This window comes from Luteimonas terricola, from assembly GCF_004352845.1.
Classification (GTDB): Bacteria; Pseudomonadota; Gammaproteobacteria; order Xanthomonadales; family Xanthomonadaceae; genus Luteimonas; species Luteimonas terricola.
Map to the genome: position 1 here is coordinate 129,668 of NZ_SJRX01000007.1, position 24,547 is coordinate 154,214.

19 protein-coding genes and 1 tRNA gene are annotated in these 24,547 nt (G+C 68.7%); 9 read left to right on the top strand and 11 right to left on the bottom strand.

Annotated features, from left to right (window positions below):
• The first annotated feature begins 91 nt into the window (after positions 1 to 91).
• A tRNA-Met gene (locus tag E2169_RS11615) sits at positions 92 to 168 on the top strand.
• 436 nt (positions 169 to 604) lie between these two features.
• Here the strand turns inward: E2169_RS11615 and E2169_RS11620 are convergent.
• Positions 605 to 1,903 carry a hypothetical protein gene (locus E2169_RS11620; RefSeq protein ID WP_207918389.1) on the bottom strand — a complete coding sequence of 433 codons (1,299 nt, stop codon included), beginning with the start codon at positions 1,901 to 1,903 and terminating at the stop codon, positions 605 to 607.
• On the opposite strand from E2169_RS11620, the gene E2169_RS14355 reads away from it, so the two are divergent.
• Positions 1,896 to 2,210 carry a hypothetical protein gene (locus E2169_RS14355; RefSeq protein ID WP_207918390.1) on the top strand — a complete coding sequence of 105 codons (315 nt, stop codon included), beginning with the start codon at positions 1,896 to 1,898 and terminating at the stop codon, positions 2,208 to 2,210. The two genes, E2169_RS11620 and E2169_RS14355, sit on opposite strands and share 8 nt — an antisense overlap.
• A 73-nt stretch (positions 2,211 to 2,283) precedes the next feature.
• Here E2169_RS14355 and E2169_RS11625 read toward each other — a convergent pair whose 3' ends face one another.
• Positions 2,284 to 2,814 (bottom strand): hypothetical protein, encoded by a 531-nt coding sequence (locus E2169_RS11625; protein ID WP_132986775.1) that lies wholly within the window; start codon positions 2,812 to 2,814, stop codon positions 2,284 to 2,286.
• Between the two features lie 225 nt (positions 2,815 to 3,039).
• Here E2169_RS11625 and E2169_RS11630 point away from each other — a divergent pair, with 225 nt between their 5' ends.
• Positions 3,040 to 3,312, top strand: a complete 273-nt coding sequence (locus E2169_RS11630; RefSeq protein WP_132986776.1) for a DUF4242 domain-containing protein — start codon at positions 3,040 to 3,042, stop codon at positions 3,310 to 3,312.
• Here the strand turns inward: E2169_RS11630 and E2169_RS11635 are convergent.
• Positions 3,299 to 5,971, bottom strand: a complete 2,673-nt coding sequence (locus E2169_RS11635) for an ATP-binding protein (RefSeq protein ID WP_132986777.1) — start codon at positions 5,969 to 5,971, stop codon at positions 3,299 to 3,301. The two genes, E2169_RS11630 and E2169_RS11635, sit on opposite strands and share 14 nt — an antisense overlap.
• A 538-nt stretch (positions 5,972 to 6,509) precedes the next feature.
• On the opposite strand from E2169_RS11635, the gene E2169_RS11640 reads away from it, so the two are divergent.
• Complete coding sequence (locus tag E2169_RS11640; protein ID WP_132986778.1) at positions 6,510 to 9,461, top strand: TonB-dependent receptor; 2,952 nt, start codon at positions 6,510 to 6,512, stop codon at positions 9,459 to 9,461.
• 11 nt (positions 9,462 to 9,472) lie between these two features.
• Positions 9,473 to 11,341 (top strand): purple acid phosphatase family protein, encoded by a 1,869-nt coding sequence (locus tag E2169_RS11645; protein WP_132986779.1) that lies wholly within the window; start codon positions 9,473 to 9,475, stop codon positions 11,339 to 11,341.
• Between the two features lie 93 nt (positions 11,342 to 11,434).
• On the opposite strand, the gene E2169_RS11650 is transcribed toward E2169_RS11645, so the two are convergent.
• From E2169_RS11650 to E2169_RS11670, 5 genes are all read right to left on the bottom strand, one after another.
• Positions 11,435 to 12,151 carry an ABC transporter ATP-binding protein gene (locus E2169_RS11650; protein ID WP_132986780.1) on the bottom strand — a complete coding sequence of 239 codons (717 nt, stop codon included), beginning with the start codon at positions 12,149 to 12,151 and terminating at the stop codon, positions 11,435 to 11,437.
• Complete coding sequence (locus tag E2169_RS11655; RefSeq protein ID WP_132986781.1) at positions 12,144 to 13,346, bottom strand: ABC transporter permease; 1,203 nt, start codon at positions 13,344 to 13,346, stop codon at positions 12,144 to 12,146. Before E2169_RS11655 ends, E2169_RS11650 begins: the two co-directional genes overlap by 8 nt.
• Before the next feature lie 3 nt (positions 13,347 to 13,349).
• Positions 13,350 to 14,561 carry an efflux RND transporter periplasmic adaptor subunit gene (locus E2169_RS11660; protein ID WP_132986782.1) on the bottom strand — a complete coding sequence of 404 codons (1,212 nt, stop codon included), beginning with the start codon at positions 14,559 to 14,561 and terminating at the stop codon, positions 13,350 to 13,352.
• 182 nt (positions 14,562 to 14,743) lie between these two features.
• Positions 14,744 to 15,058 (bottom strand): BolA family protein, encoded by a 315-nt coding sequence (locus E2169_RS11665; protein WP_132986783.1) that lies wholly within the window; start codon positions 15,056 to 15,058, stop codon positions 14,744 to 14,746.
• A 109-nt stretch (positions 15,059 to 15,167) separates the two neighbouring features.
• Complete coding sequence (locus E2169_RS11670) at positions 15,168 to 15,599, bottom strand: helix-turn-helix domain-containing protein (protein WP_132986784.1); 432 nt, start codon at positions 15,597 to 15,599, stop codon at positions 15,168 to 15,170.
• Positions 15,600 to 15,879: 280 nt separating this feature from the next.
• Between E2169_RS11670 and acnD the strand changes: the two genes are divergently transcribed.
• Positions 15,880 to 18,495 (top strand): Fe/S-dependent 2-methylisocitrate dehydratase AcnD, encoded by a 2,616-nt coding sequence (gene acnD / locus E2169_RS11675; protein WP_132986785.1) that lies wholly within the window; start codon positions 15,880 to 15,882, stop codon positions 18,493 to 18,495.
• Positions 18,496 to 18,648: 153 nt separating this feature from the next.
• On the opposite strand, the gene E2169_RS11680 is transcribed toward acnD, so the two are convergent.
• Together E2169_RS11680 and E2169_RS11685 are read right to left on the bottom strand one after the other, a co-directional pair.
• The gene (locus E2169_RS11680; protein ID WP_132986786.1) at positions 18,649 to 18,903 is read right to left on the bottom strand and encodes a hypothetical protein; all 255 of its coding nucleotides are present in this window, start codon (positions 18,901 to 18,903) and stop codon (positions 18,649 to 18,651) included.
• A complete protein-coding gene (locus E2169_RS11685; protein ID WP_132986787.1) occupies positions 18,896 to 19,090 on the bottom strand; it encodes a type II toxin-antitoxin system antitoxin in 195 nt (64 codons plus the stop codon). The genes E2169_RS11680 and E2169_RS11685 overlap by 8 nt, the downstream gene beginning before the upstream one ends.
• 101 nt (positions 19,091 to 19,191) lie before the next feature.
• Between E2169_RS11685 and prpF the strand changes: the two genes are divergently transcribed.
• The 3 genes from prpF to E2169_RS11700 all read left to right on the top strand — a co-directional run bounded on the left by prpF (position 19,192) and on the right by E2169_RS11700 (position 21,267).
• Positions 19,192 to 20,367: a 2-methylaconitate cis-trans isomerase PrpF gene (gene prpF / locus E2169_RS11690; protein ID WP_132986788.1), complete on the top strand. Its 1,176-nt coding sequence runs from the start codon at positions 19,192 to 19,194 to the stop codon at positions 20,365 to 20,367.
• A 9-nt stretch (positions 20,368 to 20,376) separates the two neighbouring features.
• Positions 20,377 to 20,730, top strand: a complete 354-nt coding sequence (gene queD / locus E2169_RS11695; protein ID WP_132986789.1) for a 6-carboxytetrahydropterin synthase QueD — start codon at positions 20,377 to 20,379, stop codon at positions 20,728 to 20,730.
• A 135-nt stretch (positions 20,731 to 20,865) separates the two neighbouring features.
• Positions 20,866 to 21,267, top strand: coding sequence for a phasin family protein (locus E2169_RS11700; RefSeq protein ID WP_132986790.1), 402 nt, complete (start codon positions 20,866 to 20,868; stop codon positions 21,265 to 21,267).
• Positions 21,268 to 21,384: 117 nt separating this feature from the next.
• Here the strand turns inward: E2169_RS11700 and E2169_RS11705 are convergent, their stop codons facing one another.
• The gene (locus E2169_RS11705) at positions 21,385 to 24,546 is read right to left on the bottom strand and encodes a multidrug efflux RND transporter permease subunit (protein WP_132986791.1); all 3,162 of its coding nucleotides are present in this window, start codon (positions 24,544 to 24,546) and stop codon (positions 21,385 to 21,387) included.
• Position 24,547: the final 1 nt, after the last annotated feature.

Below are 24,547 nucleotides of genomic sequence, written 5' to 3' on the forward strand. Positions count from 1 at the left end.
CGGGGGCGACAAGCCGCGGTCGCTTGATTTGACGTCGGCGCCGGCCCAGTGGACAATCGCCGGCTCGCCGCGAGCAGCGTGCGAACCCTATGGCTATGTAGCTCAGCTGGTTAGAGCACGGCACTCATAATGCCGGGGTCGGTGGTTCGAGTCCACCCATAGCCACCAATTTACTCTTTAAATCAGCAAGTTGTACGCGCAACCCCGCCATCGCTGCGGGGTTTTTTGTGCCCGAAGATCACGCACAAAAACGATTGAGGGTCATCGACTCCTGCGATCGGCCCAGAACGCGCTGCCGGCGCCGTCGGTGAACGGCGCGCCGGTGATGACAGCTTGGGGTCATCGCCGGGCGTCGTAGTCGAAGCTGGATTTCATTTCGTCGACGGCTGCGATCTGCCAGGCCAGCTGCTTCGTCGCGCCCTGGCGCGACATGCGGGCAGGCCACGCACAGGGCCATGGACAGGGCGGACACGGCAAGGATGCGACGCATGGGCACTCCGGCTGAAACGCGAGCGGGTGCTCCCAAGAGCGCCAATCATGCCGCAAGCGGGGTTATGCCCGGCCGGGGCGGTGCGACCCACGGGAGACCGGCCGGCGGACGCGGTCACAGCGCGCGCAGGAACGCCGCCATGTCGCGCTTCTCGCGCTCGCTCATGTCGATCTCGAAGCGGGTGTCGTAGAACTCCACCACCTTCTCCAGCGACGGCGCGAAGCCATTGTGGAAATACGGCGGACGCGCGGCCAGGCCCCGCAGGATCGGACCCTTGAAGCGCCCGATGTCGGCCCACTTGCCGGTGATCAGCGCCAGTCCCGGATCGGTGGTCTGCACGCGATCACCATTGGACTTGCGCACCAGGGTGTACAGCGGCATGTCCGGCGTGCGACGCGATGCATCGGTCAGGCCCAGATCCAGCGGCAGGGTCACCGTGTGGTTGCCGACGTTGGGGGCGTTGTGACAGGTGCTGCAAGTGCCACGGATGCTCGTCACGCCCAGGGCGTCGTTGAGGCCGGCGACGCCGCCGATATCGATCGGCATCTCGTTGAACAGACGCTCGCCACGCGCGATCGACGCGCGCTGAGCCTGGACACGCCCCCTTTCGGGCTGGCGGCTCCAGCCCGCGAACAGGTCCATGGCGCGCGGATCGAACGCGGCACCGGTGGGATCCGCACCGAGCGTGTCGTTGATGCCGATGTGGAAGCGCTGGTTGGCGAGGATGCGCGGCCCGCCCAGGGCATCGTCGGCATTGAGATAGCCGGCGACGTCATCGCGGACCTGCGCCGTGGTGAGTCCGGTTTCAAAGGCCACGATGTCGGCGATCTGTTCGGGGGTCGGGTCCAGGCCCTCGGCGTGGCCGACGGTGGCGGAAGTGACCTGCCGGATCAATGACTCGGTCAGCACCGCATTGCTCTGGCCGGCATGCATCGGTGGCAGGAAGGCGGTAGTGGTTTCGCGGCCGTCCCACATGACGCCGGTCAGGAACGCGAGGTTGGTCGACGGCAGCGGCCGTCGGAACAGCGAGAGCTCCTTGGCGCTGGCATAGCCGTAGGGGTCGTCCACGGCGGCCAGCACGAACTCCGCATCTTCGGGTATCCCGATCCCGACCCGGATCACCCCGCGGCGGAGCAGCATGCTGTAGGCACGGCGCCGCGCCTGCGTCGTCGAAACATCGGCCCGTGGTGAGTTGGAGCCGTCGTTGGGCCTGAACAACGGGTCGGTGCCGTCGGTGGCGTCGAACCGCGCCTGGATCTCGCGCGGCGTGATCGACCAGGCCGCGCCCATCTCGTGGCAACTCGAGCAGGAGCGACCGTTGCGCCCCAGGCTCTGGAAGAAGGCGGACTGCAGATCGATCGCCCCCAAGCGGTTGACGCTGCGCAGCCAGCCGGCGGGATTGCGCGTGGTCATCGAGTCGCTGGTGGTCGCCGACGACGCCAGGGTGGCGGCTTCCAGCGGGGCCGACGCGATGTTCAAGGAAGGCGACAACGCTTCAGCCGCAACTTCAGCGTCCGCGCGCGCCGGAACGGTCATTCCGGCCAAGCGGTCGAGCGCCTGCCGCAGCGGCGAGGTGGCCGGCAACGCGAGGACCAGGCCGGCCGCGCTCGCGATGCCGATTCCGGTTGCCAGCACGATCGCGCGCTGTCTGCTCTTTCCAATGTTCATGGCATTTTCCCCGGCCGGGTTCGCGGTGCGGTTCGATACGCGTCTTGGCTAAGCATTTCGGCCGCAGGGCTGCCGCCGGCCGGCGTGACCGGCGGCAGCTGTGCGGGCGTCACGCTGGGCGTGGATCAGAACGCATGGCGGCAGCTCACAATCGGGTTGTAGTCGGCGAACACGCCGAGCGGATTGCCGCGCCAGACCCACGCATGCAGCGCCCATATCTGGAAGCGCTCGTTCCAGTGGAACGTCCGGTCGAACAACACCGGGGCGGGCGCGGACTCCGGCGCGATCACGATGTATTCCACCGCCACCAGCCGCATCGATCCGTCCCACTCGGGCTCGTAGATCAATGCCTGGGGACGGGTCGGATCGAGCACGCCGAAATTGCCGGGATTGACGAAGTGGTAGCCCATGCCGCCGCTGGCGCTGTCCAGGCATTCGAGCGTTTCGGGCACGGGCACCCCCCAGCCGCCGGCCTGCGTGGCCAGGTCGAAGTCGTGGTAACGGGCGGTGGCGGCCCTCAGGGCTGCCAGCTGCTGGCGGACTTGCGGTGTGAGTTTTTCTTCGTGTGTCGCGCCGTCACCGTCGGCCAGCACCGGCGACGATGACGCGGCAAGGCACAGCGCGAGCACTGCGAACGCGGCGGAATGGATACGCATCGGAATGTCCTCTTCGGAGCCGGGGTCTGGGACCGCCCTGCAGCTGACTCCGCGACGCCGGGCGGCAATTCACGAGTCGACAGCTTCGGACCGCGCCGCAGCGGGCGGGAGTGACACACCGGGACTTCACGGTGAACCCGGCCGAACGGCGGATTACCGCGGCGCAGCGGGCGCTATAGTCGGTCGCGTCCACCCATAGGCCGCGCAGGCCACGAAGGAGCCGACATGCCACAGTTCGTAATCGAACGCAGTGTCCCGGGCGCGGGCGGATTGTCCCAGGCGCAGCTGGACGAAACCTCCCGGCAATCGCTGGGCGTGCTGCAGGAACTCGGACCCGACATCCAGTGGATCCACAGCTACGTAACCGACGACAAGATCTACTGCATCTACTTCTCGCCCGACGAAGCGCTGATCCGGGCACACGCGCGGGAAATGGGCCTGCCGGCCGACCGGATTTCCGCGGTGAGGCACTTGCTGGACCCGCTCAAGCAGGCGTAACCGCGGGGCCGGCGGGCTGCACGGCCTCCAGCGCGTACTGGATTGCCGCAGCCAGCGGCATTCCGGCGCCGCGTGCCCCATACGCGTCTGCGATTTCGGGGGCGATCTCGCGCCTGATCGCAGCCATCAGGTCTTCCAGGCACGCCTGCTGGGCCGATCGTCCCGGCACCGCAAGCGTCTGGCGCAGCTGTCGGGCCGCGCCGCAGATCACCAGCGCCTGCTCGCTGCGATGCTGCAAGCCGAGCAGTTGCGCGCAGCCTTCCAGCAGGATCGCCACGCCGCGTCGGTGGCGCAGCCGCACGAACAGGTTCAAGGCCTCGATGAAGCGCAGCCCCGCCCCGGGCAGGTCGCCGGTTGCTATGGCCAGATGCCCCAGGTCGGTGCAGCACCGCGCCACGCCCCAGCAGTCGCCCATCGCCTGGAACATCGCGCCGCTTTCCCGATACAGCCGGCTGGCCTCGGGGTGATCGTCCAGCCCGAACGCCACGTCGCCCAGGTGGTTGAGGCACCACGCGACCAGGAGCGGATCCTGGGCTTCGCGGAACAGCGCCAGCGCCTCCTGCAGGCGTGCGCGCGCGGCCAGCGGATCGCCCAGCAGCAGGTCATTCTTGGCCAGGTTGCTCAGCGCACCGGCAATCTCCCGGCCATCGCCAATCGCCCTGCAGGTCTCCAGTGTCTGCTCGTACCAGCCGCGCGCGCCGGCCAGGTCCCCGGCGAATTGCCGATGCACGCCCAGCGAGTTCAGGCAGGCCGCCATGCCCCGCTGGTCGCCTGCCCGGGTGCTGACCTCAAGCGCCCGTTCGACCAGGTGCCAGGGCTCGCCGTCGGGTTGGTGGATGCCGGTGATGGCACCCGCGAAGTTCGCCAACTTGACCCATAGCATCGGGTCCACCTCGGGACTGCAGCGCGCCAGGATCGCGCGCAACTGGGCATCGGCCTCGACCACGTGCTCGCGCCGCTCCCAGTAGCCGAACAAGGCAGCGCCCAGGCGCATCGCCCAGGCGCATTCGCCCCGCTGCAGGAGGCCGGCGATCGCGACCCGGAAGTTGTCGTGCTCCAGGTCGCAGCGCGCCAGCCACTGCTCGCGTTCGTCCGCCAGCAGGCCGGCATTGCCCTCCTCGGCCAGCACCAGGCAGAACGCGGCATGCGCGCGCCGTACCAGCCCTTCCTCGGCGCTCGCAGCCAGCCGCTCCAGCGCGTACTCGCGCAGGGTCGCGAGCATGCTGTACCGGGGTTCGCCGTCGCTGCGCAGCGGCACGATCAGGTGCTTGGCGGCCAGCCCGATGACCGCGGCCGCCGCACCCCCGGGCAGGTCGCCATCGGTATCGCCCACCGCCTCGGCGGCCTCGATGTCGAAGCCGCCCACGAACACCGACAGCCGCCGCAGCATCACGCGTTCCGCGTCGTCGAGCAGTTCGTGGCTCCAGTCGATCGTGCGGCGCAAGGTGCGCTGGCGTTCGGGCATGTCACCGGCGACATGCGCGGGCAGGTCGAGGTGGCCGCTGAACCGGGCGAGCATCGCCATCGGGGTCAGGGTTCCCGCCTGTGCCGACACCAGCTCGATCGCCAGCGGCAGTCCGTCCAGGCGGCGGCACAGCTCGGCGATCGCGCGCGCGTTGCCAGCCGTGAGCCGGACGTCGCGCGAGGTCGCCGCCGCACGCAGCACGAACAGGCTGACGGCCGGATTGCGCGCGAGCTCCTCGAGCGGCGGCAGCGGGTCCAATGGCGGCACCGGCAGTGGCGACAACGGGTATTCGTGTTCGCCGTAGAGCCTGAGTCCAACGCGACTGGTGGCGAGGACCTTGAGGCAAGTACACGCATCCAGCCACTGGCCAATCACCGGTGCGGCGGCACTGATCTGTTCGAGGTTGTCGAGCATGAGCAGGACCGGCTGGGTAACTTCGCGGCGCAGGTGCTCGGTGATCGACTCCTGCAACGCCCGGCCGCCGACCTGGCGCACGTCCAGCGCGGTGGCCATCGCCCGCACCATGTCGGCGGCATCGGTAGCGGCCGCCAGCGACACGAACCTCACCCCCGTCGCGAAATGCCCGCCACAGTCCCACGCGGCCTGCAGCGCCAGCCGGGTCTTGCCGCTGCCGCCGGCGCCGGTGACGGTCACCAGGCGCACGTCGTCGTCCAGCAACAACCGGCACAACTCCGCCAGCTCGGTGGCGCGCCCCACCAGCGACGAGCGAGGCGCGGGCAGCTGGACAGACGGCTCGTGCGGCTGCCGGCGCTCGTGCGGCTGCCGGCGCTCCGGCGCAGTGCCGGTCGCGAGTCCGGGCGTCCCGGCGACGGCAGCGGCCACGTTCCAGCGCATCACTGGCCGGTAATGCCCCTTGGGCATCTCGAACACGATAGGGTCGGCACCGCCGGGCCCCTGGTAGTACTCGTCCAGCCTGGCGCGCAGGCGCCGCGCATGGGTCCGCACGATGGTGTCCATGCGCGGGTCGAAATCGTCGCCGCGTCCAAACACCTCCACGCCCAGCGTGTATTCCTTCAGCGCAATGCCATCGGGCCGCAGGCTGTGCTCGACCACATGGCGCAGGAAACGGCTCAGCGTGGGGGCGTTGACGAAGACCGGGCTATCGAGCATGCGGCGCAGCTGCGCGTCGACCTGTGCCGCCGAGGGCGCAACTTCGCAAGCGGGACGATCCATGGCACACCCCCGATATCGGATGGCGCCGCATCACTGCATCAAGATTGCGCGCCACCGCTGGACAGCGCCGCTACCTTACTACAGCACGTGAAGCCGACCCGCAGGCGGGCGGTGCCAGCTGTCGTGGTGCGCGTGCGACACCGACCCGGTGGCGGCGGCCCGCGGGCACCGCTCCATCGCTACTTGTGTACCACCATTTTTTCAGGGCAGCGTGGTGACGCGGTGCTTCGTCTGCGCCGGCCCGCTGTTTCCGCGCTTGCGGGCCACGCGCGGCGAGCAAGCACGCCGGTACGCGCGACTGTCCGTGCCTGACGGCCGTCCACGCAGGGCGTGGGCGATGTAACGAAACTTCCACATTACTGACCCTGCCGGGTCATGTGAGCCGAAGACCATTGCGCGTCTCACATGGCGTCCCGCGCAGCTTTGCCGTGAACCGGCTGCAGCCCTTCGCATCGACCCACCATCCAGATCACATAACGCCCTTGTCGACCGCGTACGACAGGGGCTTGCCAGCACATCCATTTCAAGGGAAACAACGATGTTGAAGACCACCTCGCTCGCTGCCGCGCTTGCCCTCGCATTGACCATGCAGGCACAGGCGCATGCCCAGTCCACGACCGACCCGGTCCAACAGCCGGATGGCGCGGCTGGCCTGCAGGGCGATTCCGGCCTCGGCACCGTCAGCGGCGTGGTGACCGACGCCGGCCGCGGTGGCTACCTCGTGGGCGCCGAGGTGCGCGTGGCGGGACAGAACACGGTCGCCGTCACCGGCTCCGATGGCAGCTTCGCGCTGCATCGCGTTCCCGCCGGCCGCCACGAGCTGGTCATCAGCTACGTGGGCCGGCCCGACATGCGCCAGAGCGTGGATGTCGAGGCGGGCCGCTCGGCATCGGCCGACATCGCCATGGGCCAGGCCGGTGCCGCGGCCACGCTGGATTCGGTGGTGGTGGTCGGTACGATGATGCCGATCGCCGAGTCCGAGTACGCGGCGCTGCAGGCACAGCGCGCGTCGAACGCGCTGGTCAGCGTGGTGGCGGCGGACTCGATCGGCCGCTTCCCGGACCAGAACATCGCCGCCTCGATCAGCCGCCTGCCCGGCATGGCCGTCGAGCGCGACCAGGGCCAGGAGCGCTACGTCAACCTGCGCGGCGCGCCGGCGCGCTGGACCACCATCGCCTTCGATGGCATCAACGTGATCAGCCCCGACGGGCGCACCGCGCGCCTGGACACCGTGCCCTCGTCGATCGCCTCGCAGGTGGTGGCGCGCAAGGCGGTCACCGCGGCGATGCCGGGCGAGACCCTGGCCGGCAACATCGACATCATCACCCGCAGCCCGTTCGACTACGAGGGCCTGAAGGTCGGCGGCGACGTCGGCATCGGCTACAACGACCTCGGCGGCGGCAGCCAGTACAACTGGGGCGGCTTCATCTCCAATCGTTTCGCCGATGATCGCTGGGGCTTCCTGCTTGGTGCGTCGAAGTACTCGCGCGACATGATCACCGACAACTTCGAGACCGATCTCGAGGTTGCCGACGATGACGTGCAGCCGGGCGGCGACCAGCGCGTGTGGGCCGATGCCCACCAGAACAAGCTCTACCGCCTCACCCGCGAGAACGAGTCGTTCAGCGGCCGCCTCGAGTTCCGCCCCTCGGACGACCACAGCTTCTTCCTGAGCTCGATCTACACCGAGTTCAGCGACCACGAAATGCGCAATGCGATGGAGTTCGTCCTCGAAGAAGGCGTCGGCTATGCCGACACCACCGCCGGCAACACCCCGGACAAGGGCCGGCTGTACGGCGTCGAGCTGAGCAGCACCCTGAACATCAACAACACCGTGCAGAGCATCTTCACCACCACGCTCGGCGGCGACCAGAACTTCGACAAGTGGCGCAGCAAGTGGCGCCTCAACTACACCGAGGCCAAGGACGAATCCGGCCCGTCCTTCAAATCCTCGTGGGCGAGCCCCGACGACCGCAGCCAGCGCCCGACGGTGGATTACGACTTCACCGACCCGCACAACAACGGCGTGACGCTGTGGGACACGATCGTCAACCCGGACGGCTCCTATTCGACCGGCGACCTGAAGCGCTCGCTCGATTCGTCGGACTACGAGTTCGGGCGCTTCGGCACCGAGCGCGGCCTGGCCAGGACCGATGCGTTCAGCGGCAAGATCGACCTGTTCCGCGACTTCGAGCTGTTCGGACGCCCGACCGAGCTGCAGATGGGCTTCCAGTACGACCAGCGCACCAAGGAGAACAACGAAACCGAGGTCCGGGTCACGCGCGCTGCGCTCGAAGCCGCCGGCGTCGCCCTCCCGACCATGGCCGAATTCGCGTCCAATGTCCCGTACAAGGGCAGCCTGCCGCTGGGCTACAACTTCCGCTACCACCACGAAGGCAAGGCCTGGGGCCTGCTGAACGGACTGCTGTCGCAGGGCCTGGGCAAGACGCAAGACGCGGTCCCGATGGAAGAGTGGTACGAGGTCAGCGAGTCGATCGTCGCGCTGTACGCGATGGCCACCACCCACTTCGACTGGGGCAACGTCGTGGCCGGCGTGCGTGGCGAGTACACCGACAACGAATCCTCGGCGATGGCCGAAGACGACGACGGCTTCAGCAAGGTCACGGTGGAGGAGAGCGGGGTCGAGTTCTTCCCGAGCGTGCACGCGAACTGGAACCTCAACGACGACATGAAACTCCGGTTCTCGGTCAACACCGGCTCCGCGCGTCCCGACTACACCGACCTGCGCCCGAACTTCGCGATCAACGACGAGGACGGCGAGATCGACGGCGGCAACCCCTTCGCCACCCCCGAGAAGGCCGTCGGCTTCGACGTCTACTACGAGTGGTACATGCGTCCGCAGGGCTTCCTGTCGGCCGGCATCTACTACAAGGACCTGAGCGACGTGCTGTTCGACGTCGAAGTCCCGGCATTCGGTTCCGACGCGCTCAACGCGCCCGGCTTCGACCGCTCGCAGTACACCTACTTCACGCTCGCCAACGGTGGCAGCGGCCACATCCAGGGCCTGGAGCTGGCCTACTCGCAGAAGTTCGGCGCCCTGGCCGAAGCCTTCGATCTGCCGATGTGGGTCGGCGACTTCGGCGTCAGCGCCAACGTCACCTTCAACGACAGCGAGGCGACCACGCCGGACGGCCGCAAGGTCGACCTGCCGGGCGCGTCGGACGTGATCTACAACACCTCGGTCTACTACGAGGCCTTCGGCCTGTCGGCGCGCCTGAGCTGGCAGTACCGCAGCGAGTGGCTGGATTCGATCGGCGACGGCGACGCGGTGGGCGACGCGTACTGGGACGAGGTCGGCCGCCTCGATCTCTCCGTGCGCTACGCGTTCAACGACAACTTCGAGGTCTACTTCGACGCCAACAACCTGCTCGACGAGCCCGGCGCGCGCTGGTCGGGCCACCGCTCGCGCACCACCGAGTACGAGGCCTTCGGCAAGCGCTACATGGTGGGCCTGCGCTTCAACTTCTAAAGGAGACGACAATGCGTTCCCCGCTCTCGATCGGACTTTCTCCGACCGTACTTTTCCCGACCGTACTGGCCGTCGCACTGCTCGCCGCGTGCTCGCAGGCGCCCGACACCACGCCCGCCACCGCCGGGACCGCAGCCGTCGCGACTGCGGCACCCGCCGATGAAGCCTCCCCAGCGGCGCCCTGGGCAGCGGCGGTGGACGCCATCCGCGCGCGGATGACCGGCGCGATCCCGGCCGGCGAACTCGCCGACGCGGATGCGTCGCGCATCCTGCCGTTGCTGACGCCGGAGGAACTGCAGGCGCTGTCCACCTCGTACGCCAGGTTCACCGTGGACGCGCCGGCCATCGTCCACGTCCTGCAGTCGCCCGACTCGGACGTGGAGCCGTTCTGGCTCGAGGAACAGGGCTTCGAAGCGACGCCGCTGCGCGCGGTGGTCGATGGCGACGACACCTACATCGCCTGGCGCAAGCAGGTGCCGGCGGGCGAAGTCGGCCTTGGCGTGCCGTCCATCGAGGGCGGGGTCAAGCCGTACTTCGTCATCGTCGGCCCGGTGGAACCGGGCGCCGCGGCGCCGGGTGTGGAACTGCTCGGTCCGTCCGGGCTCGAGCTCGCGACCGCTTCGGTGGGCTCGGCCCCGTATGCCGACGACAGCGATGTCATCGACACGCTTGCGCCGGAGCTCGAGGGCCTGGTCCTGGTGCGCACGCTCGAGGGTGACGAGAACGTCGCCCACCTTGCCGGGTTCTTCCGCAACTCGCCCTACCCCGGCTCGGCCGATGCCGACCAGGTCGTGCTGACCTGGGCCGGCGACCCGACGAGCAGCCAGTCGATCCAGTGGCGCACCGCGCCCGGCAGCGGCAACAGCCAGCTGCGCTACGCCGTGGACGGCAGTGCCGCCGCCCCTGCCGTGGTCGAAGCCACAAGCCGTGAGCTCCACACCCCGGACGTGGCCAACGACCCCAGGACCCTGCGCCACACCGTCGCCCTCGACGGACTGCAGCCCGGCACCAGCTACCGCTACGCGATCGGCGACGGCCAGGCCTGGGGCGAGGAACGCAGCTTCACCACCGCGCCCGCGCAGCCCGAACCCTTCACCTTCATCTACATGGGCGATGCCCAGAACGGCCTGGACACCTGGGGCGGCCTGGTCCGCAAGGCGCACGCCGAACATCCGCAGGCCGCGTTCTACGTGATGGCCGGCGACCTGGTGAACTGGGGCGAACGCCGCGACGACTGGGACCTGCTGTTCCAGAACGCCGCCGGCGTCTACGACCACCGTCCGCTGCTGCCGGCCATCGGCAACCATGAAGTCGATCTCGGCCGTGCCGAGCTGTACGTCGACCAGTTCGACCTGCCCCGGAACGGTCCCGAGGGCGTGGAGCCCGAGCGCGTCTATTCAACCGGATATTCCAACGCCCAGTTCGTCGTGCTCGACTCGAACCTGCCCCCGGAGCAGCAGACCGAGTGGCTCGACAAGACGCTTGCGGCCTCCGACGCGCAGTGGAAGTTCGTGGTCTACCACCACCCGCTGTACTCGACCAAGCCCGGCGACCGCGGCCAGCCGGAGCTGAAGGCGGCCTGGGCGCCGGTCTTCGAGAAGCACGGCGTCGACCTGGTGCTGCAGGGCGACGACCATGCCTACCTGCGCACGTTCCCGATGAAGGGCGACCAGGTGGTGTCGTCACCGGCCGAGGGCCCGGTCTACATCCACGCCGTGGCCGGCACCAAGATGTACAAGCAGTCCGACGCGCCGTACATCGAGAAGCGCTTCACCGATACCTCGACCTACCAGGTCATCGACATCGACGGTGGCCGGCTCGAGTACCGCGCCTACGATATCGATGGCAACGTGCTGGACCGGTTCACGATCGAGAAGTAAGGCTTGCCCGATGGGGCGCGCGGAGATGCGCCTCATCGGGCACGGTCGCCAACCATCATCAGCTTGTTTCGGGCCTGCCGGACCCCGGCAGCTTCAACGTCCAGCCGCCTGCCTGCGCTCGTCGGAGACGATGCTTCCGTCGATCAGCGTGATCGTCCGGTCGCAGGTCTCCGACAGGCGCGGGTCGTGCGTCACCACCAACACCGCGCAGCCGTACTGGGCGTTGAACCGCCGCAGGAGCTCGAACACTTCGGCGGCCGTCTTCGTATCCAGGTTCCCGGTCGGTTCGTCGGCCAGCAGCAGGGCCGGTCGCGTCACCAGCGCGCGCGCAATCGCCACGCGCTGCTGCTGGCCACCCGAGAGCTGGTCCGGATGGCGGTCGGCGAACTTCTCGAGGCCCACGTCGGCCAGCAATCCGCGCGCGGTGTCGACGGTGTCCCGGTCCGGGCGCCCGCGCGCCACCATCGACGGCATCAGCACGTTCTCCAGCGCGGTGAACGCGCCGATCAGATGGTGGAACTGGAAGACGAAGCCGATGTCGCGGCCACGCAGCGCGGTGCGACCTTCGTCGTCCATGCCGCGCGTGGCTTCGCCACGCAGGTAGAGTTCGCCGTCGGTGGGCGAGTCGAGCAGGCCGATCAGGTTGAGCAGGGTGCTTTTGCCGGAACCCGATGGGCCGACGAGCGCGGCGAAGTCGGCGCTGTCCAGGCACAGGTCGATGCCGTGCAGCACTTCCACTTCGTTCGGCCTGCCGATGTTGTAGGACTTGCGCAGGCCTTCCAGCCGCAGCACCTCGCCCGCATCAGCCATAACGGATCGCCTCCACCGGATCCAGGCGCGAAGCGCGCGACGCAGGCACGAGTGCCGCGCCGACGCCGGCGACGGTCGCCAGCGCCATCGCGGCCGGCACCAGCGCGGCCGGCATCGGGATGAAAAACAGGCCGGGGCCGAAGGTGTTGAAGGCGGCGACCAGCCCCCAGCCGGCCAGTCCGCCCACCGCCGAACCCGCGAGGCCCAGCACCGCGCCCTGCACCAGGAACACCCGCAGCATCTGCCGCCGCCGCGTACCCATCGCGCGCAGGATGCCGATCTCGCGCGTGCGCTGGGCCACGCTGACCGCAAGTACGCTGGCGATGCCCAGCGCGACCGACACCGCGACGAAAAAACTGATCATCCGCGTGGACATGCTCTGCGAGGTCAGCGCGTTCATCAGCTGCGCATTGGTCTCCATCCAGCTCTCGGCCTGCAGGCCGGTCAGACCGTGCACGCGCGCGGCGATGCGGTCGGCGCCGAACAGATCCTCGACGGTGACATCGATGACGGTGACGCCGCCGGGCAGCGCCAGCAGCGACTGCGCCTGCTTCAGGTCGAGGTAGACGTAGCGCGCATCCAGTTCGCGCACGCCGAGTTCGAAGATGCCCGCGATGTTGACGATGGCTTCGCGGCCGTCGCCGGCATCGAGCCGCAGCTTGCCGCCCAGGCGAAGGCCGAGATCGTCGGCGAGCTTCCTGCCGACCACGGCATTGCCCGATCCGACTTCGAGCCGGCCCTCGACCATGCTGTCGTCCAGCGGAATCACCCGCAGATAGCGCGGCATGTCCACGCCGACCAGCGCGACCGACTCCACGGCGTCGCCCCGGCGCCCGAACGCAGGCCCCGAGACCACCGGCGATACCGCCGTGATGCCTGGAAGACCATCGAGCACGTCACGCACGCGGAGCCAGTTGTCGATCGGTCGCAGCGCCTGCGGGCGCGGATTCTCCAGCACCAGTTGCAGCGCGCCCGCGGGAGCGGACGCGATGCGGTTCACCTCGCGCGGCGCTTCCACGCGCACGTGCGCCTGGGTGCCCAGCGTCCGTTCGATGATGTTGTCCTGCAGGCCGGCGATGAGCGCGGTCACGAACACGATCACCGCCACGCCCACCGCGATGCCGAACAGGATCAGCAGCGTCTGCGCCATGCCGTGCCGCAGGAAGCGCAGGGCGATGGTGGTCTCGATCCACATCGCTCAGTCGAACCGGACCGGCAGCTCGCCGCGCGTGGCGTGGCCGGCATCCGGCAGGGGCTGGCCCTCGACGCGGACGCGACTGCCATCGCCTGGCAGGCCGGACGGCTCGAGTGCACCCGCGGCCACCACGCGGTCGCCCTCCTCCACGCCGTCAAGCACTTCGCTCACCGCCAGGCCGCGCAGGCCCAGCCGGACCGGCGTGCGTTCCACCCGGCCATCGCGCACGCGCAGGACGGTGGCGCGGTCGGAGCCGTCGCTCGCCTCGAGCAGCGCATCGTTGGGCACGGCAAGCGCGCTGTCGCGGCTGCCGGTGAGGATGGTCGCGGTGACGGTCATGTCCTGGCGCACGAAGTCCGCGCCGGGATCGATGCGCAGGCGGACGTCGACGGTTCCGCGCGCGGGATCGATGCCGGGTGCGACGTGGTACACGGTCGCGGAGAACGGGCGGTCCGGGAACGCGTCGGCGATGCAGGTCGCGGACTGCCCCAGCGCCAGCCGGGCGAGGTTCTTCTCGTCCAGCGGCAACAGGACCTCTCCGGGCGCGTCGCGCGCGACCTCCAGCAGCACGTCACCGGGGTTGACGGTATCGCCGGGCTCGACGTTGCGCACGAGCACGGTGCCGGCAACCGTGGAGCGGATCACCGCGCGTGCCAGATCGGCCTCCGCCGCGGCCAGGCGTTCGCGCGCCTGGGCCTCGCGGGCGCCGCCGTTGAGCGACGCCGCGGCCACGCGTGCCTGGTCGGCGGCGGCGCGTGCCGCCACGACCGCCTGCGCAGCCTGCTCCACGCTTTCCCGGGCCACGAGCTGGCGCTCGCCCAGCGCCCGGCGCCGGACCAACTCGCGCTCCGCCTGCACAAGCTCGGCACTCGCCTGGCGCAGGCGCGCTTCGGCGTCGGGGCGCTCGGCCTCGCGCAACGCGGCAAGCGCTGCGCGGGCCTCGTCACGCCGCGCCTCCAGGTCGCGCGCGCGCAGCGTGACCAGCACGTCGCCGGGCGCAACCCGGTCGCCCTCCATCACCCGCCGCTCGAGCACCAGGCCTGCGATCTCCGCGCCGACCTGCACTCGCGACAGGGCGGCCACCCGCCCCGTGGCGACCACGTTCTGCACCAAGGGTCCGGCGACGACCTCGTAGCCGGGCAGGACGGGACCGCGCCATCTGGCCACGCCCCAGACAAGGACGAGCGCCGCGACGACGACCGCGGCTGCAAGCATCCATCTGCGCCGCCCTGGCATTCCGGCCATGGAGCCACCCGGTGGGAAAACCATATGTTGAACCGCCTGCGGTGATGGCGGCAATGACATTGCCGCGCGCACATCGAGACCGTCCACAAACGGTCACCGTCACGGTCTACAGGTGGCGCATCGGCATGGGCAAGGCCAGGAGCGCTCCGGGCTCATGCCCGATCGTGCTTGCTCCCACCCATGCACCCGGGTGAATCCGGCGCTCCGCCTTCCTGCTGCGCCCATTCCTGCGGCGTATAGGTATGCAGCGCCAGCGCGTGGATTTCGCCCATGAGGCCCCCCACCGCTGCATATACCGCCTGATGGCGGCGCACCGGGGACGTACCGTCGAACACCTCGCTCACCACCACCGCCTTGTAATGCGTCTCCAGCCCGCGGCTGTGCATGTGGCTTTCGTCCAGCACGTCGAGGTGCGTGGGCGACAGGGCGCCGAGGGCGGCGCGGATACGGTCTGCTTTCGTGCTCATGCGGCCATTATCGCGGAAAGCGCTTGCTGCGCGGCGGTCCACTCCCCGTCAGTGGCGTCCACGCCCACCAGCACACGGCTGTCGGGCGTGGAAATCACCGGCGCACGGGTCATTCCCCGTTGGCGGCTTCCAAGCGCTTGGCGGCCTCGCGCTTGCCCAGGCCACGCAGCGCCGCAAGCGATTGCACCTGCGCCTGGCGCGGGACGGTCTTGCCGGCTTCCCAGTTGTAGATCGACTGCGCGCTGGCGTCGGCCAGCTGGCCGTACTCGGCGGCCGACAGGCCCAGCTTCTCGCGGTGCGTCTTCAGGCCCTTGGCCGAGAACCGCAGCTTGCGACCCGCTTCGGGTTCGGCCTGCGCCTTCTTCGCCGGGCGCCCGGCGGACTTCACCTGGCGCGACAGCGTCGCCACCTCGCGCTTGAGCGCGGCGATGTCGCGCCGGTAGCCGGCATTGGCCTTGCGCAGGGGGTCGAGCTGGATCTTTGCTTCCTTGCGGGCAAGGCGGGCGATTTCGGCTTTCAGGACAGTTGCGAGATTGGCCACTATTACTCCAAGGGTTTCTATCGGGGGAATAACGGCGAAGTCTAGATACTAAACCCCGGCCCGTCGAATGCCGCTGGTCACCATGGTTATCACGACACGTTGTCCAGGATTATCCGGATCGCCTCCGTATCGCCGCCGTGAAGTCTGTTCCCGCGAACAATATGCGGCCCCGGCCCTTGGTCACCGCCATACTCCCGGACAAGCTGCGGAAGCCCTGATCCGGGGCAAAGCGCGGCGCGGCGATACAATGGGCGTTTCCCATTCCACGCCCGTGCCAGCCATGACGAACAGCAAGCATCGCAAGCCCCTCCCCGGAACCTCGCTCGACTGGTTCGATACCCGTGAGGCGGTAGAGGCGCTGCGGCCCGGTGCCTGGGACAGGCTGCCCTACACCGCACGCGTGCACGCCGAAAACATCGTCCGCCGGAGCGAGCCGGAGCGCATCGATGATTACCTGCTGCAGCTCATCGAGCGTCGCCGCGACCTGGACTTCCCCTGGTTCCCGGCGCGCGTGGTCTGCCACGACATCCTCGGCCAGACCGCGCTGGTCGACCTGGCCGGCCTGCGCGATGCCATCGCCGATGCCGGCGGCGATCCGGCGCAGGTGAATCCCGTGGTGCCGGTGCAGCTGATCGTCGACCACTCGCTCGCGGTGGAATGCGGCGGCTTCGATCCCGATGCGTTCACCCGCAACCGTGAAATCGAGGACCGACGCAACGCCGACCGCTTCCACTTCATCGACTGGACGAAGAAGGCCTTCCGCAACGTCGACGTGATCCCGCCGGGCAACGGGATCATGCACCAGATCAACCTGGAGAAGATGTCGCCGGTGGTTTACGTCGACGACGGCGTGGCATTCCCGGATACCTGCGTCGGTACCGACAGCCATACCCCGCACGTGGACGCGCTGGGCGTGATCGCGATCGGCGTCGGCGGCCTGGAGGCGGAGAGCGTGATGCTCGGCCGCGCCTCATGGATGCGCACGCCGGAGATCGTTGCCGTCGAGCTGGCCGGCAGGCCGCAGCCTGGAATCACCGCCACCGACGTCGTGCTCGCGCTGACCGAATTCCTGCGCCAGCAGAAGGTGGTCGGCGCCTACCTCGAATTCCGCGGCCCGGGTGCCGCGGCGCTGACCATCGGTGACCGTGCCACCATTTCCAACATGGCGCCCGAGTACGGCGCTACCGCCGCGATGTTCTTCATCGACGACAACACGCTGGATTACCTGCGCCTTACCGGCCGCGAAGACAAGCAGGTCGCACTGGTCGAAACCTATGCCAAGGCCGCCGGCCTGTGGGCGACTGATCTCGAGGATGCGCAGTACGAGCGCACGCTCCACTTCGACCTGTCGACGGTGGTGCGCAACATGGCCGGCCCGTCCAACCCGCACCGCCGGCTTCCGGTCAGCGACCTCGCCGAGCGCGGCATCGCCGGTGACCTCGCCGGCGCCCGCGCGCAGGAAGCCGAAGGGCTGCTGCCCGACGGCGCGGTGATCATCGCCGCCATCACCAGCTGCACCAACACCTCCAACCCGCGTAACGTGATCGCCGCCGCGCTGCTGGCGCGCAACGCCAACGCGCGCGGGCTTGCGCGCAAACCGTGGGTGAAGAGCTCGCTGGCGCCGGGCTCGCGCGCGGTGCAGCTGTATCTCGAAGAGGCGAAGCTGCTGCCGGAGCTGGAGCAGCTCGGCTTCGGCATCGTCGGCTTCGCCTGCACCACCTGCAATGGCATGTCCGGCGCGCTGGATCCCGCGATCCAGCAGGAAGTGGTCGACCGTGACCTCTATTCCGTCGCAGTGCTGTCGGGCAACCGCAACTTCGATGGCCGCATCCATCCCTATGCGAAGCAGGCCTTCCTGGCGTCGCCGCCGCTGGTCATCGCCTACGCCATCGCCGGCACCGTGCGCTTCGACATCGAGAAGGACGTGCTCGGCACCGACGCCGACGGCACGCCCGTCACGCTCAAGGACATCTGGCCCAGCGACGAAGAGATCGACGCGGTGGTGAAGGCCAGCGTCAAGCCCGAACAGTTCCGCCGCGTGTACGAACCCATGTTCCGCCTCGCGGTGGACGACGGCACGCGCGTGGAGCCGCTGTACGACTGGCGCCCGATGTCGACATACATCCGCCGCCCGCCGTACTGGGAGGGCGCGCTGGCCGGCGAGCGCAGCATGAAGGGCATGCGCCCGCTGGCGGTGCTGGGCGACAACATCACCACCGACCACCTCTCGCCTTCGAACGCGATCATGGCGTCCAGCGCTGCCGGCGAGTACCTCGCGAAAATGGGCGTGCCGGAAGAGGACTTCAACTCTTACGCCACCCATCGCGGCGACCACCTGACCGCGCAGCGCGCGACCTTCGCCAATCCCAAGCTGCTCAACGAGATGGTGCGCAATGACGACGGCAGCGTGCGCCAGGGATCATTGGCGCGCATCGAGCCCGAAGGGCAGGTCACCCGCATGTGGGAAGCGATCGAAACCTACATGGCGCGCAGGCAGCCGCTGATCATCATCGCCGGCGCCGACTACGGACAGGGTTCCAGCCGCGACTGGGCCGCCAAGGGCGTGCGCCTGGCCGGCGTGGAAGTGATCGCGGCCGAAGGCTTCGAACGCATCCACCGCACCAACCTGGTCGGCATGGGCGTGCTGCCGCTGGAGTTCCAGGCGGGCACGACGCGCCTCACGCTCGGCATCGACGGCACCGAGACCTTCGATGTGATCGGAACGCCTGCGCCGGGCGCCACGCTGGCGCTGGTGGTCCACCGCGGCGATGGCAGCAGCGTCGAGGTACCGGTGACCTGCCGCCTGGATTCGGATGAGGACGTGACGGTCTACGAGGCCGGCGGCGTGCTGCAGCGCTTCGCGCAGGACTTCCTGGCGGCCAACGCGGCGAACTGAACGCAGGTCGAAGTGGACCGGATCCGGCATGCGCCAAATGCGCTCGTGCTGCAACAGGGCGAGAGCCTGTCCGGCCTGATGGAGAAATCCCTGCGCGGAGAGGGCGCGAAGACGATTACCACTGACCCAGCACCCACCGTGCGACCACCGGCATCACACCCGCAGCCCGCGCTGCCCCGGCTGCCAACGGCTGACGTCGAGCTGCGCGGTACCGATGCCCAGCGCGCGTACCCAGCGCGCCGAGGCGTCCAGGGTGCCCCAGGTCCTGGGCGCGCCCTTGGCGGTCATGGCGACCACGGTGGCGTTCGGCGTATCGGCTTCGACATGGAAGCGGGCGCCGTCGCCGATGATGCGCACGCGCTTGACAGCGCCGGCCTCCACGAGGGCGCGCAGGGTCTTCTCATTCATCGGCGGGTTCCTTGAACAGCTCCGACTGCTCGGGGATCGCAATGCCGACGGCATCGCAGTGCTGGCGGATCAGCCACTCCATCAGGTTGGCCACGCTGCGGTGCTCGCGAAGGGCGGCGACCCTGGCCGCTTCCTTCAGGGCCGGGTCGATGCGCAGATTGAGTGTGCTGGTCTTCTTCGGGGTCATGCCGCGAATGTATACCAGATGTAACGCATTTGTGCTGCTACAGGCCGGGCGGGGCCCGTGCATTGCGGGATAATTGCCGATCCTCCGCCGCCGCAGTCGCCATGCCCCACCTTCCCCAGCTCCGCATCCCCGCCACCTACATGCGCGGCGGCACCTCCAAGGGCGTCTTCTTCCGCCTGGACGACCTGCCCGAAGCCGCGCGCGTGCCCGGCGCCGACCGCGACGCGCTGCTCATGCGCGTCATCGGCTCCCCCGACCCCTACGGCAAGCACACCGACGGCATGGGCGGCGCGACCTCGTCGACCAGCAAGTGCGTGATCATCGGCCCGCCGACGCAGCCCGACCACGATGTCGACTATCTCTACGGCCAGGTGTCCATCGACACCGCCTTCGTCGACTGGTCCGGCAACTGCGGCAACCTCAGCACCGCGGTCGGTCCGTTCGCGATCGCCAACGGTTTCACCGACCGCGCGCGACTGCCCGAGAACGGCAGCTTCGCCGTGCGCGTCTGGCAGGCCAACATCGGAAAGACCATCGTGGTGCACGTACCCATCGTCAACGGCGAGGTGCAGGAGACCGGCGATTTCGAGCTCGACGGCGTGACCTTCCCGGCGGCCGAGATCGTGCTCGAGTTCATCGATCCGTCCGATGACGGCGATGCCGGTGCCATGTTCCCCACGGGCAACCTGGTCGACGAGCTGGACGTGCCCGGCGTCGGCACGCTCAGGGCGACGATGATCAACGTCGGCATCCCGACAGTCTTCGTCGACGCCGCCGATATCGGCTACGCCGGCACCGAACTGCAGGATGCGATCAATGGCGACGGCAAAGCCCTGGCCATGTTCGAGACCATCCGCGCACACGGCGCCCTGCGCATGGGCCTGATCGACGACATCGCCGGCGCCGCCACCCGGCAGCACACGCCCAAGGTCGCGTTCGTGTCGCCGCCGGCGGACTACGTCGCCAGCAGCGGCAAGGCCATCGCCGCCGCCGACATCGACCTCAACGTGCGCGCGCTGTCGATGGGCAAGCTGCACCACGCGATGATGGGCACCTGCGCCGTGGCCATCGGCACCGCGGCGGCGATCCCCGGCACGCTGGTGAACCTGGCCGCCGGCGGCGGCGGGCGCGGGGCGGTGCGCTTCGGCCATCCCTCCGGCACGCTGCGCGTGGGCGCCCAGGCGCGCGAAACCGATGGCCGCTGGACGGTGACCAAGGCGGTCATGAGCCGCAGCGCACGCGTGCTGATGGAAGGCACGGTGCGCGTGCCCGGGTAGAATCGCGGCATGGACATCTTCAAGGTCTTCACCCTCGAGGCGGCGCACCTGCTGCCCAACGTGCCGGCCGGCCACAAATGCGCGCGCCTGCACGGCCATTCGTTCCGGATCGAACTGCACGTCTCCGGCGAGCCGGGTGCGGAGACGGGCTGGGTGATGGATTTCGCCGACATCAAGACGGCGTTCCGGCCGCTGTACGAGCAACTCGACCATCATTACCTCAACGACATCGACGGCCTGGAGAATCCCACCAGCGAGCGCCTGGCGGTGTGGATCTGGGATCGGCTGAAGCCGGCGCTGCCGCAGCTGTCTGAAGTGGTGGTGCACGAAACCTGCACGTCCGGCTGTCGGTACCGGGGCTGAGAAAGCCGGCTCCCGAAGGGCCGCCGCCCGGGAACCTGAACGTCCCGACGAGCGGTTGTTGCACCGCAACATAAGGCCGGTTATGCTGCATCGCACAAACCGGCAATCCCTGCCGGACACCAGCAGGAACCCGCCATGTACCAGAACATCAACGAGCAGTTTGGCAGCGCCACCCGCCAGTTCGCCGACACCGCCGCCGAGGTCAACCGCCTGGCGCTGGCCGGCGCCGAGAAGGCCTTCGGCCTGCAGCTGTCGACCATCGAAGAGAACACCAATGCCGCCTTCGCCTTCTGGGGCGAGCTGGCCCAGGTGCGCGACATCGACGGCCTGAAGGCCGTGTGGCCGAAGGGCGCGCAGCTTGCCCGCGAGAGCGTCGAGCGCTCGGTCAGCGCCGGCCAGGAAGTCTTCGGCCAGGCCGTTGCCACCAACGAAGCCATCGCCCAGATCGCCAAGGGCCAGGTCGAGCAGGCCACCGCCAAGGCGCAGGATGCCGTCCAGGGCGCCGCCAAGGCCGCTGCCGGCAAGACCCGCAAGTAAGCAAGCGTCAACGGTCCCGGCAACGGGACCGGGGCATCGCGCGACCTCTCTCCCCGCTCGATGCCCGCATCACCGGACCCGGCAGCCCACGCTGCCGGGTCTTTTTGTTTGCGTGGCCTACGCCCCGGGCCGGCGTCCCGGATCGTCCAGCCGCTCGCCCAGCACGCGGCGCACGCTGACGAAGAACACCGGGATCAGCAGCAGGCCAAGGAAGGTTGCGAACAGCATGCCGCCGATCACGCCCGTGCCCAGCGCATGGCGCGCATTCGCGCCCGCACCCGTGGACAGCGCCAGCGGCAGCACGCCCATGATGAAGGCGAAGGACGTCATCAGGATCGGGCGGAAGCGCATGCGCGCGGCTTCGATCACGGCCTCGCGCAGCGGCTTGCCCTGCGCGCGCTCCAGCACCGCGAACTCGATGATCAGGATCGCGTTCTTCGCCGCCAGGCCGATCACCGTGACCATGCCGATCTTGAAGAAGATGTCGTTCGACAGCCCCGGGCGCAGCATGGTGAACACCACCGCGCCGAGGATGCCCAGCGGCACGATCAGCAGCACCGAGACCGGGATCGACCAGCTCTCGTAGAGCGCGGCAAGGCACAGGAACACCACCACCACCGACAGCACCAGCAGCAGCGTCGCGGTATTGCCGGCGATGATCTCCTGGTACGACATGCCCGCCCAGTCGTAGCCGAAGCCCGCGGGCAGCTCGTCGGTGACGATGCGTTCCATCGCGCCCATGGCCTCGCCCGAGCTGTGGCCGGGCGCCTGCGAGCCGACGATGTTCACCGCGGAGTAGCCGTTGTAGCGGGTGAGCGAGGGCGTGTTCATCACCCACCCCGAGTCCACCACGCTGGTCAGCGGGATCATGTTCGGGGTGCCGTCGGCCGAGGGCGCGGCCGGCGTGTAGAAGCGCGACAGCGAACCCGGGTCCGTGCGGTAGGGCGCATCGGCGCGCATGTTGACGCGCTTCACGCGGCCGTCGGCGAAGTAGTCGTTGACGTACACCGGCGCCAGCATCAGCTGGATCGCGCTGTAGATGTCGTTCACCGACAGGCCCATGGCCTGCGCCTGCACCCGGTCGACGGTGAGCTTGAGCTGCGGTGCGTCCTCCAGCGTATTGGGCCGGACAGCGGTCAACGCCGGATCCTGGGCCGCGGCGCCGAGCAACTGGTTGCGCGCGGCGGTGAGCGCCTCGCGGCCAAGGCCGGCGCGGTCCTGCAGGTACATGTCGAAGCCGCCGAACTGCCCCAGGCCCTGCACCGTGGGCAGGTTGACCACGAAGATCTGCGCGTCGCGGATGCCGTAGAGCGCCCCGTTGGCGGCCTGCAGGAAATCCTGCACCGTGCCGTCGCGATCACCCCAGTCGGTGAGCTTGATGAAGGCCATGCCGACGTTCTCGCCCTGGCCGACGAAGCTGAAGCCGGCGACCTGCATCATCCCCTCGAAGCCGGGCACCTGTTCCAGCGTGCTGCGCACGTCCTCGAACACCGCCTGCGTGCGCTGCAGGGTCGAGCCCGGCGGCAGCTGCACGATGGCCATCGCATAGCCCTGGTCTTCCTCGGGCAGGAAGCTGCCGGGCAGGCGCACGTACAGCAGGCCCGCGATGACGGTGAGCGCGGCGAACACCAGCATCCAGCGCGGGGCGTGGCTCACGGCGCTGCCGATGTGCCGCACGTACACAGTCGCAATGCGGTCGTAGTACTTGTTGAAGGTGCGGAAGACCACGTTCTTGCGCTTCCCGCGCGCGCCTTCGGGCGCATCGGGATCCTGCGGCCCATGCTGTTTCAGGAAGGTCGCGCACAGCGCCGGCGTGAAGCCCAGCGCCAGGAACGCCGAGAAGCCCATCGCCACCGCGATCGTGATCGCGAACTGCTTGTAGATCTCGCCCGAGGCGCCGCCCTGCAGCGCGCTGGGGATGAACACCGCCGCCAGCACCACGGTGATCGCCACCACCGCGCCGGTGATCTGGTCCATGGCCTTGATCGTGGCCTCGCGCGGCGGCAGGTGTTCCTCGGACATGATGCGTTCGACGTTCTCGATCACCACGATCGCATCGTCGACCACGATGCCGATCGCCAGCACCATCGCGAACAGCGTCAGCTGGTTGATCGTGAAGCCGATCATGCTGAGCCCCAGGAAGGTGCCCAGCAGCGCCACCGGGATCACCAGCGTCGGGATGATGGTCGCGCGCAGGTTCTGCAGGAAGATCAGCATCACCAGGAACACCAGCACCATCGCTTCCATCAGCGACTTCACGACTTCCTTGATCGAGATGGTGACGAAGGTGGTGCTGTCGAAGGGCGAGAACCATTCCACGCCCTGCGGGAAGCTGCCCTGCAGCTCGTCCATGCGCGAGGTCACGCCCTCGGCGACGGTGAGCGCGTTGGCGCCGGGCAGCAGCTGGATCGCGAAAGCGCCGGTGGGCTGGCCGTTGAACTTGGTGTCGAAGCCGTAGCCCTGGGCGCCGATCTCGATCCGCGCGACGTCCTTCAGCCGCACCGTGCTGCCGTCGGAGTCGGCGCGCAGGATGATGTTGCCGAACTGCTCCGGGGTGGCGAAGCGGCCCTCGGCCGAGACCGTGGCGGTGAAGCCCTGCCCCCGCGGCGCCGGGTCGGCGCCGATCGAGCCGGCCGCGAACTGCACGTTCTGTCCGCGCACCGCCCCCAGCACCTGGCTGGCCGACAGCCCGAGGCCCTGCATCCGGTCCGGGTTGAGCCAGATGTTCATGGCGTACTCGGAGCCGAACTGCTGGGTGCTGCCGACGCCGGGCACGCGCGCGATCTGCTCGAGCACGCTGGCGCCGATCAGGTTGTTGAGCGCGTTGCGATCGAAGGCCGGATTCGACGAGCGCAGCGCCACCACCATCAGGAAGCCGGAGTTGGCCTTGGCCACCACCACGCCCTGCTGGGTGACCTCGGTCGGCAGGCGCGGGGTGGCCAGCGAGACCTTGTTCTGCACCTGCACCTGCGCGATGTCGGGATCGGTGCCGGTCTGGAAGGTCAGGGTGATGCTGGCGCGACCGGACGAACTCGAGGTCGAGCTGAAGTACAGCAGGTTGTCGATGCCCGTGAGCTGCTGCTCGATCACCTGGGTGACCGCGCGTTCGGTCGTCGCGGCGTCGGCGCCGGGGTAGCTGGCGCCCACGGTGACCTGCGGCGGCGCGACGTTCGGATAGGACTCCACGCCCATGTTCAGCACGGCGATCACGCCCGAAAGCGCGATCAGGATCGAGATGACCCAGGCGAAGACCGGATGGTCGATGAAGAAACGGGGCATC

Coding starts and splice junctions, on each gene's coding strand:
- queD (WP_132986789.1), top strand. CDS start 20,377: ATGGACATCTTCAAGGTCTTCACCCTCGAGGCGGCGCACCTGCTGCCC.
- E2169_RS11640 (WP_132986778.1), top strand. CDS start 6,510: ATGTTGAAGACCACCTCGCTCGCTGCCGCGCTTGCCCTCGCATTGACC.
- E2169_RS11655 (WP_132986781.1), bottom strand. CDS start 13,346: ATGTGGATCGAGACCACCATCGCCCTGCGCTTCCTGCGGCACGGCATG.
- E2169_RS11645 (WP_132986779.1), top strand. CDS start 9,473: ATGCGTTCCCCGCTCTCGATCGGACTTTCTCCGACCGTACTTTTCCCG.
- E2169_RS11660 (WP_132986782.1), bottom strand. CDS start 14,561: ATGCTTGCAGCCGCGGTCGTCGTCGCGGCGCTCGTCCTTGTCTGGGGC.
- acnD (WP_132986785.1), top strand. CDS start 15,880: ATGACGAACAGCAAGCATCGCAAGCCCCTCCCCGGAACCTCGCTCGAC.
- E2169_RS11685 (WP_132986787.1), bottom strand. CDS start 19,090: ATGACCCCGAAGAAGACCAGCACACTCAATCTGCGCATCGACCCGGCC.
- E2169_RS11665 (WP_132986783.1), bottom strand. CDS start 15,058: ATGAGCACGAAAGCAGACCGTATCCGCGCCGCCCTCGGCGCCCTGTCG.
- E2169_RS11620 (WP_207918389.1), bottom strand. CDS start 1,903: ATGACCACGCGCAATCCCGCCGGCTGGCTGCGCAGCGTCAACCGCTTG.
- E2169_RS11630 (WP_132986776.1), top strand. CDS start 3,040: ATGCCACAGTTCGTAATCGAACGCAGTGTCCCGGGCGCGGGCGGATTG.
- E2169_RS11625 (WP_132986775.1), bottom strand. CDS start 2,814: ATGCGTATCCATTCCGCCGCGTTCGCAGTGCTCGCGCTGTGCCTTGCC.
- E2169_RS11680 (WP_132986786.1), bottom strand. CDS start 18,903: ATGAATGAGAAGACCCTGCGCGCCCTCGTGGAGGCCGGCGCTGTCAAG.
- E2169_RS11700 (WP_132986790.1), top strand. CDS start 20,866: ATGTACCAGAACATCAACGAGCAGTTTGGCAGCGCCACCCGCCAGTTC.
- E2169_RS11705 (WP_132986791.1), bottom strand. CDS start 24,546: ATGCCCCGTTTCTTCATCGACCATCCGGTCTTCGCCTGGGTCATCTCG.
- prpF (WP_132986788.1), top strand. CDS start 19,192: ATGCCCCACCTTCCCCAGCTCCGCATCCCCGCCACCTACATGCGCGGC.
- E2169_RS11650 (WP_132986780.1), bottom strand. CDS start 12,151: ATGGCTGATGCGGGCGAGGTGCTGCGGCTGGAAGGCCTGCGCAAGTCC.
- E2169_RS11635 (WP_132986777.1), bottom strand. CDS start 5,971: ATGGATCGTCCCGCTTGCGAAGTTGCGCCCTCGGCGGCACAGGTCGAC.